This window comes from Sphingomonas sp., from assembly GCF_031361285.1.
In the GTDB taxonomy this organism is placed as follows: domain Bacteria; phylum Pseudomonadota; class Alphaproteobacteria; order Sphingomonadales; family Sphingomonadaceae; genus Sphingomicrobium.
Genome location: NZ_JANMCO010000102.1, coordinates 33,910 through 46,847 on the forward strand (window position 1 = coordinate 33,910; position 12,938 = coordinate 46,847).

Annotated in this window: 12 protein-coding genes; 8 read left to right on the forward strand and 4 right to left on the reverse strand. The window is 65.8% G+C overall.

Annotated elements, in window-relative coordinates; translation table 11 throughout:
• Positions 1–85 precede the first annotated feature (85 nt).
• Genes ftsE through RMO25_RS09435 form a run of 4 tightly spaced genes read left to right on the forward strand, consistent with a single transcriptional unit; the run spans position 86 to position 2,908 of the window.
• The gene (ftsE, locus tag RMO25_RS09420; RefSeq protein WP_309662359.1) at positions 86–811 is read left to right on the forward strand and encodes a cell division ATP-binding protein FtsE; all 726 of its coding nucleotides are present in this window, start codon (positions 86–88) and stop codon (positions 809–811) included.
• Positions 811–1,683 carry a hypothetical protein gene (locus RMO25_RS09425; RefSeq protein WP_309662347.1) on the forward strand — a complete coding sequence of 291 codons (873 nt, stop codon included), beginning with the start codon at positions 811–813 and terminating at the stop codon, positions 1,681–1,683. The genes ftsE and RMO25_RS09425 overlap by 1 nt, the downstream gene beginning before the upstream one ends.
• Entirely contained in the window at positions 1,680–2,216 is a 537-nt protein-coding gene (locus tag RMO25_RS09430; protein WP_309662348.1) for a YdcF family protein, read from the forward strand. Before RMO25_RS09425 ends, RMO25_RS09430 begins: the two co-directional genes overlap by 4 nt.
• The gene (locus RMO25_RS09435) at positions 2,216–2,908 is read left to right on the forward strand and encodes a lysophospholipid acyltransferase family protein (RefSeq protein ID WP_309662349.1); all 693 of its coding nucleotides are present in this window, start codon (positions 2,216–2,218) and stop codon (positions 2,906–2,908) included. Before RMO25_RS09430 ends, RMO25_RS09435 begins: the two co-directional genes overlap by 1 nt.
• Here the strand turns inward: RMO25_RS09435 and ytpR are convergent.
• Both ytpR and pheS read right to left on the reverse strand, forming a co-directional pair.
• Positions 2,897–5,341, reverse strand: a complete 2,445-nt coding sequence (gene ytpR, locus RMO25_RS09440) for a YtpR family tRNA-binding protein (protein ID WP_309662350.1) — start codon at positions 5,339–5,341, stop codon at positions 2,897–2,899. The genes RMO25_RS09435 and ytpR overlap by 12 nt on opposite strands.
• Positions 5,338–6,411: a phenylalanine--tRNA ligase subunit alpha gene (pheS, locus tag RMO25_RS09445; RefSeq protein ID WP_309662351.1), complete on the reverse strand. Its 1,074-nt coding sequence runs from the start codon at positions 6,409–6,411 to the stop codon at positions 5,338–5,340. The genes ytpR and pheS overlap by 4 nt, the downstream gene beginning before the upstream one ends.
• Before the next feature lie 126 nt (positions 6,412–6,537).
• On the opposite strand from pheS, the gene RMO25_RS09450 reads away from it, so the two are divergent.
• Complete coding sequence (locus RMO25_RS09450; RefSeq protein WP_309662352.1) at positions 6,538–7,461, forward strand: DUF5996 family protein; 924 nt, start codon at positions 6,538–6,540, stop codon at positions 7,459–7,461.
• 207 nt (positions 7,462–7,668) lie between these two features.
• Here the strand turns inward: RMO25_RS09450 and RMO25_RS09455 are convergent, their stop codons facing one another.
• Positions 7,669–9,078 carry a short-chain fatty acyl-CoA regulator family protein gene (locus RMO25_RS09455; protein WP_309662353.1) on the reverse strand — a complete coding sequence of 470 codons (1,410 nt, stop codon included), beginning with the start codon at positions 9,076–9,078 and terminating at the stop codon, positions 7,669–7,671.
• A gap of 125 nt (positions 9,079–9,203) precedes the next feature.
• Here RMO25_RS09455 and aceA point away from each other — a divergent pair, with 125 nt between their 5' ends.
• Genes aceA through aceB form a run of 3 tightly spaced genes read left to right on the forward strand, consistent with a single transcriptional unit; the run spans position 9,204 to position 12,252 of the window.
• Positions 9,204–10,481 carry an isocitrate lyase gene (gene aceA, locus RMO25_RS09460; RefSeq protein ID WP_309662354.1) on the forward strand — a complete coding sequence of 426 codons (1,278 nt, stop codon included), beginning with the start codon at positions 9,204–9,206 and terminating at the stop codon, positions 10,479–10,481.
• Positions 10,482–10,492: 11 nt separating this feature from the next.
• Positions 10,493–10,687, forward strand: a complete 195-nt coding sequence (locus RMO25_RS09465; protein ID WP_309662355.1) for a hypothetical protein — start codon at positions 10,493–10,495, stop codon at positions 10,685–10,687.
• A complete protein-coding gene (gene aceB / locus RMO25_RS09470; protein WP_309662356.1) occupies positions 10,684–12,252 on the forward strand; it encodes a malate synthase A in 1,569 nt (522 codons plus the stop codon). Before RMO25_RS09465 ends, aceB begins: the two co-directional genes overlap by 4 nt.
• Before the next feature lie 362 nt (positions 12,253–12,614).
• Here the strand turns inward: aceB and rplT are convergent.
• A partial coding sequence (gene rplT, locus RMO25_RS09475) for a 50S ribosomal protein L20 (RefSeq protein ID WP_309662357.1) occupies positions 12,615–12,938 on the reverse strand: 324 nt, incomplete at its 5' end.

A 12,938-nucleotide genomic window follows, 5' to 3' on the forward strand; every position in this document is an offset into this window, starting at 1 on the left:
GGCCCGGTAAACAGGAATGCGCGGGCATTGGCAAGGCAGCGAACGCTGTGCGACAAGCCGCGAGTGAGCGGGAAGGGAACGGGCGCTGTCGGCCATAGTCGAATTCGATAGTGTTGGGCTGCGCTACGGCACCGGCGCCGAAGTGCTGCGCGATCTCGATTTCCGCCTCGGCCGCGGCGTCTTCTATTTTCTCACCGGACCGTCGGGTGCCGGCAAGACGTCACTGTTGAAACTGCTCTATCTGGCGCAGCGGCCGACCCGCGGGCGCATTCGCTTGTTTGGCGAGGAACTGACCGATGCGCCGCGCGACGTGCTGCCCGGTTTCCGCCGCCGGATCGGGGTCGTGTTCCAGGATTTCCGCCTGATCCGGCATTTGTCGGCGTTCGATAATATCGCGCTCCCGCTCCGGATCGCCGGCAAAAGCGAGGTCGAGGTCGAAGGCCCGGTGCGCGAAATGTTGGCCTGGGTGGGCCTCGCCGACCGGGCCAGCGCGCGGCCGGCGACGCTGTCGGGCGGCGAACAGCAACGGGTGGCGATCGCGCGCGCGGTGATCAGCCAGCCCGAAATCCTCGTCGCCGATGAACCGACCGGCAACGTCGACGCGGAAATGGCCTCGCGGCTGATGAACCTGTTCGTCGCCCTCAACCGTCTCGGCACCACGGTGGTGGTTGCGACTCACGATGTCGGGCTGATCGCCGCGACCCCTGGGGCGCAGATGGTCCGGCTCGAGCATGGCTCGATGGTCGATCCGACCGGCTCGCTGCGCAATCCGCCGCCGCCAATCCATCCGGCCTCAGAGGGGCGAGGCTGATGCTCGGCTGGCTGTTCGCCTCCCCCGCCGAGCGTCGCTTGCTCCCCGGCGGGCGTTTCCGCGGGCCGACCCCATTCGTGATCGCGATCATGACCTTTGCCATGATGACGGTGGCGGCGGCGGGACTGGCCTTGTCCAACGCCGCCGGGTTGGTCATGCAAGGGATCGAGAACCGGTACGCGGTGCAAATTCCGGCCGGCAGCGACCGCCTGCCGCGCGCGCTCGCCGCCGCCCGGTCCGCGCCTGGCGTCATCAAGGCCGATCCGGTGCCCGAAGCGGAAATGCGCAAGACGCTGGAAAACTGGCTCGGTCCGGCGGGTGTCGACGACCAATTGCCGGTGCCGGCGCTGATCACCCTGGATATTGCCGCCAACGCCAACCTCGCCGCGATTGCCGCGCGGGTCGAAGCCGCCGCGCCTGGCGCGCGCTTCATCGCCCATCGTGAAGTGCTCGAGCCTTTGTTGCGCGCGATCTGGGTGTTGCAATGGCTGGCCCTGTCTTTGGTCGCGCTGATGGCGGCGGCGACCTCCGCGGCGGTGGTGCTGGCGGCGCGGGGGGCGCTCGATACCCACCGCTCGACGATCGAGGTAATGCACGGCATTGGCGCCACCGACGTTCAGGTCACCAACCTGTTCCAGCGCAAGATCGCGCTCGACTCGCTGGCCGGGGCGCTGGCCGGCGCGCTTGCCGCGGTGCTGGTGCTGCTCTTGCTAGCCGGCGGAGGAACCGCGTTCGCCGGCGACATGATGGGCCGGTCGCCGTTGCACGGCTTCGACTTCGTCATGCTTGGGATGTTGCCACTAGTGCTGGTGGTGCTGGCCACTTGGGTGGCGCGCACCGCCGTGCTGTCGACGCTGCGGCAGGCGACATGATCGTCCGCTTCACCTCACTGGTGGCGTTGCTCTATGCGCTGGGCTTCATCCTGTTCGCGATCACGCTCGGCAAGCCCGCCGCCAATGATTCGGCGCGGACCGAGGCCGCGGTGGTGATCACCGGCGGGGTCGGGCGTATCGAGCATGGTGTCGATGTTCTCAAGGCCGGGCAGGTTAAGCGGCTGCTGGTCGCCGGCGCCGATCCCGCCGTCACCAAAAAGGATTTGATCCGCCGCCTCGGCGGCAGCGCCAAACTGGTCAATTGCTGCGTCGATCTTGGTAGCGAATCGGTCGATACCCGCTCCAACGCGGAGGAAGCGTCGCGCTGGCTGGCGAAGCATCATTATCGCTCGTTCCGGCTGATCACCAGCGACTGGCACATGCGCCGCGCGCGCTACGATTTCCGCCAGGTTCTCGGCGAAAAATATACCATCGTGCCCGACGCGGTGCGCAGCTCGCCGCGGTTCCTCACTCTGTTCGGCGAATATAACAAATATGTGCTGCGCCGCCTGGCGGTGTGGCTGGATATCTGATGCAATTTCTTCGCTCGCTGCTGTTTGCGCTGATCTTTTACCCGGGAACCTTGCTATTCGTGCTTGCCGGCATCGTCGCCGGCGCGGTCGGCACGCCGCCGATGCTAAAGGTAGTCTACGGCTGGGCGCATTTTCACCATTGGCTCGCCCAAGACCTGTTCGGGATCCGCACCGAGATCGTAGGCACCGTCCCGCCAGGCGCTTTTCTGATCGCGGTCAAGCACCAGTCGATGTTCGAAACCATCGAGATGCTGCTGGTCGCGCGGATCCCGATCATCGTCCTGAAGCGCGAGCTGGCCGACCTGCCGTTGTTTGGCCGGCTGACGCGACGTTATGGCGTCATCCCGGTCGACCGCGAGGCGGGCGCCAAGGCGCTGCGTGAAATGCTGGCCGACGCGAAAGCGGCAAAGGCCACCGGTCGCCCCGTCGTCATTTACCCTGAAGGAACCCGGGTCACGCCGGGCACGACGCCGCCCCTGCGCGCCGGATTCGCTGGCTTGTACCGCGCGCTTGGCCTGCCGGTGGTGCCGGTCGCGCTCGACAGCGGGCGTCTGTTCCCCCGCGGCTTGCTCAAGCGCAGCGGCACCATCCATTTCAAAATCGGCGAGGTCATTCCAGCGGGTTTGCGGCGCGAAGAGATCGAGCAGCGCGTCCACGCCGCGATCAACGCGCTGGAAACGTCAGCTCCGTAACTGGGCGCCGAGCTTTTCGGCCGCCGTGACAATTTGTTTGGAGATCGCTCCAATTTCATCCTCGGTGAAGCTCTTGTCGCCGGGCTGGAGCGTGACCTCGACCGCCAGCGACAGGCCGTCCTTGGTTTCGAACCGGTCGAACAGGCGCGCCGCAACGATCGCCGCTTTGTCGGCGCCGCGGATCGCGCGGACCAGCTGGTCGGCGGCAAGGTCGGCCGGGACCAGGAAGGCGAAGTCGCGCGTGACTGGCTGCAGCGTCGGAGGCGTGAACGCGGGCCGGGCGCGGCCGCTGTCGCGCGCAACCGGGACCGCGTCGAGATAGATTTCCGCCGCCACCGCGCCGGTTGGCGCATCGAGCAGCGGCCCCAAACGCGGGTGCAGCTCGCCGAACGCGGCGAGCACGGTCTTCGGCCCCAGCCGCAGAGTCGCCGAGCGGCCGGGGTGCCAGGTCGGCCCGGCGTCGGGGAACAGCTGGAGGTTGGCGATCGGCACGCCCGCCGCCTCGAGCAAGGCCAGCGCTTCGGCCTTGGCGTCGAACGCCTCGAAGCCCTGCGCCTTGCCCGTTTGCCAGGCTCGCGCGCTTTTGTCCCCGGCCAGCAGCACCGCGACGGTCAGGTGCTCGACGTCGGCAAGATAGCGGCGGCCGAGTTCGAACAATCGCACCGACGCTTGCCCGCGATCCATGTTGCGGCGTGCAGCCGCGATCAGGCTTGGCAGCAGCGACGGCCGCATCACCTTCATCTCTTCGCTGATCGGGTTTTGGAGCCGCCAGTCACCGCCGCCGAACGCCGCCGCTTCCTCGTCCGAAATGAAGCTCCAGGTGACCGCTTCGTCGAGCCCGCGCGCGGCGGCGGTGCGGCGGACCTGCCGCTCGATCCGCTGCGCCCGCGTCGCGGTCGGCCGCGCCACCCCGGGCGCGCGGTCGAGCGGCGTTGATGGGACATACTCATAGCCGTGGATGCGGGCGATTTCCTCGACGATGTCGGCCTCGCCGTCGATGTCGGGCCGCCAGGTCGGCGCGCGGATGAACCAATGCTCCCCCGTTGGTCCGGCGCGCGCGATCATCGCCTGGCGCCGCGCGTCGTTGAGCCACACCTCGGCATCATCGGGATCGAGCCGGAAGAATTCGAGCCGGGCGAGGATCGCCGCTTGCGCTTCGGGGTCGAGGTCGATGCCGCCGAGATCGGCCAGCCGCTGCGGGCGATAAGCCACGACATTATCGACCGTGGGATAGCCGTCGTCGGGGAAAGTGCCGCTGATCCGCGGCTCCGACGGCTCGCCGCCGCAGAATTCGAGGATCATCTGCGTAGCGCTCTCGATCGCGCTCGACAGTTTCATCGGGTCGACGCCGCGCTCGAACCGCGCCCGGGCGTCGGTGTTGATGCCGTGGCGGCGGCCGGTTTCGCCAATCCGCGCCGGGTCGAACCAGGCGCATTCCAGCAGCACGTCGGTGGTGCCGGCGTCGACGCTGGTGCTGTCGCCGCCGATGATCCCGCCCAGCCCGATCGCGCCGCTGGCGTCGGCGATCACGCAATCCTCGGGCGTTGGCGCATAGTCCTTGCCGTTGAGGGCGAGGAAACGGTCGCCCTTCTTGCCGCGACGCGCTGTAATGCCGCCGGACAGCTTGGCGATGTCGTAGACGTGCAGCGGCCGCGACTGGTCGATCGAATAGAAATTGGTGATGTCGACCAGCGCCGAGATCGGCCGCAGCCCGACGGACCGCAAGCGCTGCTGTAGCCAGTCCGGGCTCGGCCCGTTCTTGACCCCGCGGATCACTCGCCGCCAGAAAACAAAACAACCCGAATCCGGTTCGACGACGACTTTGGGCTCGGGCGCGAACTGGCCTTCGATGACGGCGTAGCTCCTGGGCTTGAAATGGCCGATTTGCGCCGCGCCAAGGTCGCGGGCGATGCCGTCGACGCCCAAACAGTCGGGCCGGTTGGGGGTCACGGCCACGTCGAACAGCGGATCGTTTAGCCCGGCAAAGTCGGCGAAATTCGCCCCCACCGGCGCGTCGGCGGCAAGCTCGATCACCCCGTCATGCTCGTCGCCAAGCTCGAGCTCGCGGACCGAGCACATCATGCCGTGCGATTCGACGCCCCTGATCGCCGCCACTTTCAACACCATGCCGTTGCCGGGGATGGTCGCGCCCGGCGGCCCGAATACGCCGAGCATCCCGGCCCGCGCGTTGGGCGCGCCGCAGACCACCTGAACCGGACCGTCGCCGGCATCGACCGTCAGCACCTGGAGTTTGTCGGCTTGCGGATGCTTGGCGGCGGTCAGCACCTTGGCGACCTTGAACGGCGCCAATGCCTCGGCCGGGTTGGTCAGGCTTTCCACCTCGAGCCCGATCGCGGTCAATTTGTCGGCGATCTCGGCCGCCGACGCCGACGTGTCGAGATGCTCCTTGAGCCAGGACAAAGTGAACTTCATGCCCCGACCCCGCCCGATAGCGTCGGCACGTCGAGCGCCCTAAATCCGTAATGCTTGAGCCAGCGCAAATCGGCGTCGAAGAAGGCGCGCAGATCGTCCATGCCATATTTGAGCATCGCCAGCCGGTCGACGCCGGTGCCGAACGCGAAGCCCTGCCATTCGTCGGGGTCGAGCCCGCAATCGGCAATCACCCGCGGGTGGACCATGCCGCTGCCCAGCACTTCCATCCAGCCTTCGCTCCCGCCGACCACGCGGCGGCCCTTTTCCATCGACCAACCGACGTCGACCTCGGCCGACGGCTCGGTGAACGGGAAGTAGGACGGGCGCATGCGGATGGTGATGTCGTCGCGCTCGAAGAACGCCCTCAAGAATGTCTCCAGCGTCCACTTGAGATGGCCCAAATGGATCCTGCGGTCGATCACCAGCCCCTCGATCTGGTGGAACATTGGGGTGTGCGTCGCGTCGCTGTCGGAGCGATAGACGCGGCCGGGCGCAATGATCCGGATCGGCGCGCCTTGCGCCTGCATCGCCCTGATCTGCACCGGCGAGGTGTGGGTGCGCAGGACCCGGGGCTCGGCCTGCCCGTCTCGCGGCTCGCAATAGAAGGTGTCGTGCATCGCCCGCGCCGGGTGGTTCTCGGGCATGTTGAGCGCGGTGAAATTATACCATTGCTCCTCGATCTCCGGCCCTTCGGCGACGGCGAAGCCAAGGTCGGCGAATATTTCGGCCAGCTCGTCCATCACCTGGCTGACCGGGTGGATCGTGCCTTGTGGACTGTCCTTAGCCGGCAGCGACAGATCGAGCCGCTCGGTCGCCAGCCGGCGGTCGAGATCGGCCGCTTCGAGCGCCGCTTTGCGTTCGCTGACAAGTCGAGAGAATTCGCTCTTCATCGCTTGATAAAATATGCCTTTGGATTGCCGCTCTTCCGGTGTCATTTGCCCAAGCGTCTTTACTAGCGCGGTGATTGCACCGTTTTTTCCGAGCGCTCGCACACGAACGAGTTCGAGCTCCTCTAGTGAGCGCGCTTCTTCAGCCTCTTTGAATGCAGGGAGGTTGTAGGGACGGGTCATCACCAGCGGCTCTAGCCGCGCTGCGCCGCAAAATGAAACCCGTCATTGCGAGGAGCGTAGCGACGCGGCAATCCAGCAGCACAGGACTGGATTGCTTCGCGATGCTCGCAATGACGAGTATGGAGGATGACGATGGACGCAAAAGCCTGGCCACAGCTGGACGTTGCGCGCGATTCGCCGACGTTCGCTTTGCTGCACCTCGCCGCGCAGATGCTCGGCAAGATCCGCATCGCCAACGCGCCCTGGACCAACCACGGCTGGCACGTTGCGCTCCAGCCGCGGGCCAACGGGCTCGAGACCTTGCCCACCGCCGCCGGCGACGGCCGCACCTTCACTTTGGTGCTCGACCTCTGCCGCCACGCGATCGTGCTGTGGGTCAGCGACGAATCGCGCGACGAATTGCCTTTGAATGCCGGCAGCATCGCGGCGCTGCATGCGCGGCTGGTCGCCATGCTCGCCCGCAATGGCCTGCCGTCCAATTTCAACGGTATGCCGAGCGAGATCGAAGGGGCGGTGCCGTTCGCCGAAGACCGCGCCCCGCGCCCCTATGACCGCGACTCCGCCGACCGGCTGCGTGAGGCGCTGGCGGCGATGCTCCCCGTGTTCGATCATTTCCGCGCCGGCTTTATTGGCAAGTCGAGCCCGGTACATTTCTGGTGGGGCGGCTTCGACTTAGCCGTCACTCGCTTTTCCGGCCGGCCCGCGCCGCAACATCCCGGCGGCGTCCCCGGCCTGCCCGACCGCATCACCCGCGAAGCCTATAGCCACGAAGTGTCGAGCGCCGGTTTCTGGGCCGGTGGCGTCACGCCGATCGCGTCCTTCTTCTACAGCTACGCCTACCCCGAGCCAGCCGGCTTCCGCGCCGCGAAAATCGCCGCCGGCCAGTATGACGACACCTATGGCGAGTTCGTTCTGCCGTACGCCGATGTGCGCGCGTCGAGCGATCCGGACGGCATGCTCGCGGACTTCCTGCAATCGACCTACGCCGCCGCCGCCGACCTTGGAAAATGGGTCCGCCCCGCCCTCGAGCACGACCCCATCGCGCCCTGACGCCCACCGTCATTGCGAGCGCAGCGCGGCAATCCAGAAGCTGGGTTCACACGAAGGCACGAAGGACACGAAGGGGTTTAGCTCGGCGGACCGCTTCTTCGTGCCTTCGTGCCTTCGTGTGAAATATCTTGATTGCCGCGTCGCGTAGCCCGTCCTCGGGCTGGCGAAGCCAGACCCCGGGGGCTCCTCGCAACGACGAAAGAGCGCTCAGGCCGGGATGAACGGGTAAGGCGAGATCGTCTTGCGGTTCTCGTGCACCGCCAGCATCCGCCCGGCGGGCGGGGTAGCGCGATAAGCGCATTGCATCCGCGGGCAGATCGCGCAGGCTGGCCCGACCGGGGTTGCCGGGGTGTTGAGCAAATCGAGCCCGTCCGAATAAGCGATCCGGCCAGCGTGCTTGAGGTCACAACCCAGGCCAATCGCCAGCAGGCTGTCGTCGCGCAGGTCAGGGCGGATCGGTCTTTCGATCGTCCGGCTGATGGTGAAGAAGCGCTGGCCGTCGGGCGTCTCGATGATCTGGCGGATGGTCTGGCCGGGGGTCTGGAACGCGGCGTGCAAATTCCACCTCGGGCAGGTGCCGCCAAAGTGCGAGAAGGGGAAGCTTTCGCCGGCGTAGCGTTTCGAAATGTTCCCCGCCGGATCGACCCGCAGCATGAAAAAGGGCACGCCCCGCGCACCCGACCGGCCGAGCGTCGTGAAGCGATGCGCGACCTGCTCGACATTGGCGCCGAACTGGCCGCACAGCCGGTCGATCGCATAGCGATGCTCCTCGGCGGCGCGCAGAAACTTGCCGTACGGCATCATGATCGCGCCGGCGGCGTAATTGGCGAAGCTCATGTGAAGCAGGCTGCGGCTGCCGGCGTCGGGCGGCCGCGCGACGCCGACCATACGGTCGATCAGCGACCCAAACTCGAGCAAGGCGAGCTGATAGGCGAGGCCGAAGGTGCGGTTCTCGGGCCGCAGCAATCCCGACAGGAGGAGTGTGCGCCGCTGGGCATCATAATGCTGGCTGGCATCGTCGAGCATTTCCGGCGGCACCACCTTGGCGTCGACGCCAAAAGCCTCTTTCAGCCGGCGCCGCAGTGGCTCGGCCACCGAAAGCGGATCGCTCAGGCCCTGGCCGAGCGTCTCGGCGCCCTCCTCAAGTTCGGGGAAATGGTTGCGCTGCGCCTGGATATAATCGCGCACCCAGGTTTCGGGCGTGATCAGCACCCGCGGATCGGCGCCTTCCTCACCGGCCGGCTGGCGGTGAAGCTCGCGCAGCGCGGTGTAGAGCCGGGCGATCCCCTCGGCGACCGTCGGTGCATTGTCGGACAGCTCGATCAGTTCGGCGCGGCTGACGCCGAGGTCGGACAAAATCCCGTCGGCAAAGATTTCGGCCAGCTGGTCGGCGCCGGCCACTTCACCGCCCTCGGACGCGAAGGTTTTCACATCGACGTCGAACGATTCGGCCAGCCGCAGCAATATGCCGGCGGTGACTGGGCGTTGATTGCGTTCAAGATGGTTCAAATAAGAGGGGGAAATGCCGAGCTGCTCGGCCATCGCGCTCTGGTTGAGGCCGCGGTCGCGGCGGAGGCGCTTGAGCCGGGCGCCGAGCAGGAGCTTGCGTTGAGTCATGGCGAGATTGTGAAGATATTTACAAAGTGCACAAGTCACAAAATGACAGCTTGGCCTTTATCGCTGCATATTTTTAAAATTGGATGGGCTTAGCTGCGGCATCGAGCCAGCCAAGGGGTCCAGCGATGTCCGATTTCAGCCAGATTGTTAGCGCCCCCACCGGACGGTTCGCCGCCATCGAGCGGCCCCACACGGTCGAGGATGTGCTGCGATTGCGCGGGTCGTTTCCGATTGAACATACGCTGGCGCGGCGCGGCGCGCTCCGCTTGTGGGAGCTGCTCCAGGCCGATGAGCCGGTGCGCGCATTGGGCGCCGTCACCGGCAACCAGGCGATGCAGATGGTCCGCGCCGGACTCAGCGCGATCTATCTCTCGGGCTGGCAGGCCGCCGCCGACGCCAACACCGCCGGGGCGATGTATCCGGACCAGTCGCTCTATCCCGCTAACACCGGCCCCGAGCTGGCGCGGCGGATCAATCGCACCTTGAGCCGCGCCGACCAGATCGAGCATCTGGAGGGCGGTGCGAAACGGGATTGGTTCGCGCCCATCCTCGCCGACGCCGAGGCCGGTTTCGGCGGCCCCTTGAACTGCTTTGAAATCATGAAGGCCTATATCGAAGCGGGCGTCGCCGGGGTTCACTTCGAGGACCAGCTCGCGTCTGAGAAGAAGTGCGGCCACTTGGGCGGCAAGGTCTTGATCCCGACCCAGGCCGCGATCCGCAACCTCGACGCCGCCCGCCTCGCCGCCGACGTTTGCGGGGTGCCGACCGTGCTCGTCGCCCGCACCGATGCCGAAAGCGCCCGCCTGATCACCAGCGACGTCGACGAGCGCGACCGACCCTTCCTGACCGGCGAGCGCACCGCCGAGGGCTTCTTCCGCTTGAAGGACGGCACCGGCCTCGACCATTGCATTGCCCGCGGCCTCGCCTTCGCGCCCCATGCCGATTTGCTGTGGTGGGAAACCAGCCACCCCGATCTCGACGACGCGCGTGCCTTCGCCGAAGCGGTCCACGCCCAATATCCAGGCAAGCTGCTCGCTTACAATTGCTCACCTAGCTTCAACTGGGCGGCCAAGCTCGATGCCGAGACGATCGCCAAGTTCCAGCGCGAATTGGGCGCGATGGGTTACAAGTTCCAGTTCGTCACTTTGGCCGGCTTCCACAGCCTCAACCATGGCATGTTCGAACTTGCCAGCGGTTACCGCGACCACGGCATGTCGGCTTACTCCGAGCTGCAGCAGGCCGAATTCGCGTCGGAAGCCGCCGGTTACACGGCGACCCGCCACCAGCGCGAGGTCGGCACCGGCTATTTCGATGCGATCGCAACGGCCATTTCGGCTGGCCAGGCGTCGACCGTGGCGCTGACCGAATCCACCGAAGCCGCCCAGTTCGTGGCGGCGGAATAAGGAGCAGGACGATGGGACAACGTTACTGGGTCATCGGCGGCGAATATCGCAACTGCCAATTTGACGAAGTCGTGCCCGGGACCGAAGAAATCTCCGGCCCGTTCCCCGACGCGGTGCGGGCGCGCACCGAATGGCAGCGGCTGACCTTCCGCGACCGGGTGTTGGCGACCACCCGCTATATGATTACGCAAGAAGCGCGGGGGTGAACAACGTCATCGAACAATCGCGGCTGGCCGTCGCGCCGTCCTCGGTTCGCGGCGCCGAACAGGTCCTGACTCCCGACGCGCTCGACTTTCTCGCCGAACTGCACAAGCGCTTCGACACCCGCCGCCGCGCGCTGCTGGAAAAGCGGGTCGAGCGCCAGAAGCGTTTCGATGCCGGTGAACTCCCTGATTTCCTTGCCGAAACCCAGCATATCCGCGATTCCGAATGGACCATTCTTGCCATTCCCGCCGACCTCCTCGATCGCCGCGTCGAGATCACCGGACCAACCAATGCCAAGATGATCATCAACGCTTTGAACAGCGGCGCCAAAGTGTTCATGGCCGATTTCGAGGACGCCACCTCGCCAGTCTGGGACGAGCTCATTCAGGGCCAGGCCAACCTCCGCGATCGCTGGCTCGGCCGGCTCGCCTTCACCGACCCCGGCAGCGGCAAGCATTATGCCATCGCCAACAATCCTGCCGTACTGATGGTCCGCCCCCGCGGTTGGCATCTCGACGAGCGCCACGCCACGGTCGATGGCCAACCAATCGCCGGCGCGCTGTTCGATTTCGGCCTCTACCTCTGGCACAACGCCAAGCCCGCGCTCAGCGCCGGCTCCGGCCCCTATTTCTATCTCCCCAAGCTCGAGAGCCGCCACGAGGCCGAGCTGTGGAGCGATGTCTTCGCTTTCGCCGAGAGCAAGCTCAGGATCGAACGCGGCACGATCAAGGCGACGGTGCTGATCGAGACGATCCCCGCGGCGTTCGAGATGGACGAGATCCTCTATGCCTTGCGGGCCAATATCGTCGGCCTCAACTGCGGTCGCTGGGATTATATCTTCTCTTACATCAAGCGCCTCGGCCGCAGCGCCGACCGGCTGACCCCCGATCGCTCGGCGATGACCATGGATAAGGCTTTCCTCGCGGCCTATTCGCTGCGCCTGATCGCCACCTGCCACCGCCGCCGCGCCTTCGCGATGGGCGGCATGTCGGCCTTCATCCCGGTTAAGGGCGACGAGGCCGCCAATACTGCTGCGCTCGACAAGGTCCGCGCCGACAAAGAGCGCGAAGTCGGCAACGGCCATGACGGCACCTGGGTCGCCCACCCCGCACTGGTGCCGGTCGCACTCGAAGCCTTCGCGGTGATGACCGGCCCCAACCAGCTGTCGAAATTCCCCGATCGCATCCCCGGCCGTGAAGAAATGCTCGAACTGCACACCGGCGACCGGACCGAAGCCGGCGCGCGCGAGAACATCCGCGTCGGCGTCCAATATCTCGCCGCCTGGCTCGGCGGCAAAGGCGCGGTGCCGCTCTACAATCTGATGGAAGACGCCGCGACCGCCGAAATTTGCCGCTCGCAATTGTGGCAATGGCTGCGGTTCGAAGCGCCCTTGTCGAACGGCCAGCGTTTCACCCGCGCATTGTTCGACCGCCTGTTCGACACCGAAGTCCACATCCTCGCCGACGTGCCGAATATCGAGGAAGCCGCCGCGCTGTTCCGCCGGATGGTGACGGCGCCAGAGTTTGAGGAATTCCTAACCCTCCCGGCCTACGAGCTGCTCGACTAACCTACTGTCCGCTTTCGACCCATTGCGGACGTTCCAGAGTCGGCGCACATTCGAACAATGGGCCATCTAACCCTTAACCTCCCAGAAGCCTTGGTCATTCTCGTCGTCTCATGCCTGCTGTTGTGGGCTCCCGTATTTTCGTTCGCCTATTGGCGAAGGTCGTTCGGTGGGTCGCGGCGAAACTACCTGATTGCATATTTAGGTTTTTGTGCGGCGACGGTGGCGTGTTTCGTGCTGCTCACAGTCGCCGAAAACGTCTCGGGCTAACGTTCGCTTCCCACCCAAAGTAGACACGCATACGTCAACGAAAAGGGCGCCGCGGATTGCTCCGGGCGCCCTTTTTTGTCTCGTGGCCTGGAAGTTTAAGCCGCTTTGGCGGCTTCCTTGGGCAGCGCCGCCTTCGCCTGGGCGACGATCGCCGAGAACGCCGCGCCTTCGTGCATGGCGATGTCGGCCAGGACTTTCCGGTCGAGGTCGATGCCGGCGAGCTTCAGCGCGTGGATGAACTGGCCATAGGTCAGCCCCTCGGCGCGGACCGCGGCGTTGATCCGCTGGATCCACAAGGCGCGGAAGCTGCGCTTCTTCACCTTGCGGTCGCGATAGGCGTATTGCCCGGCCTTCTCGACGGCCTGGCGGGCGATGCGGATGGTGTTCTTGCGGCGGCCGTAATAGCCCTTCGCATTCTC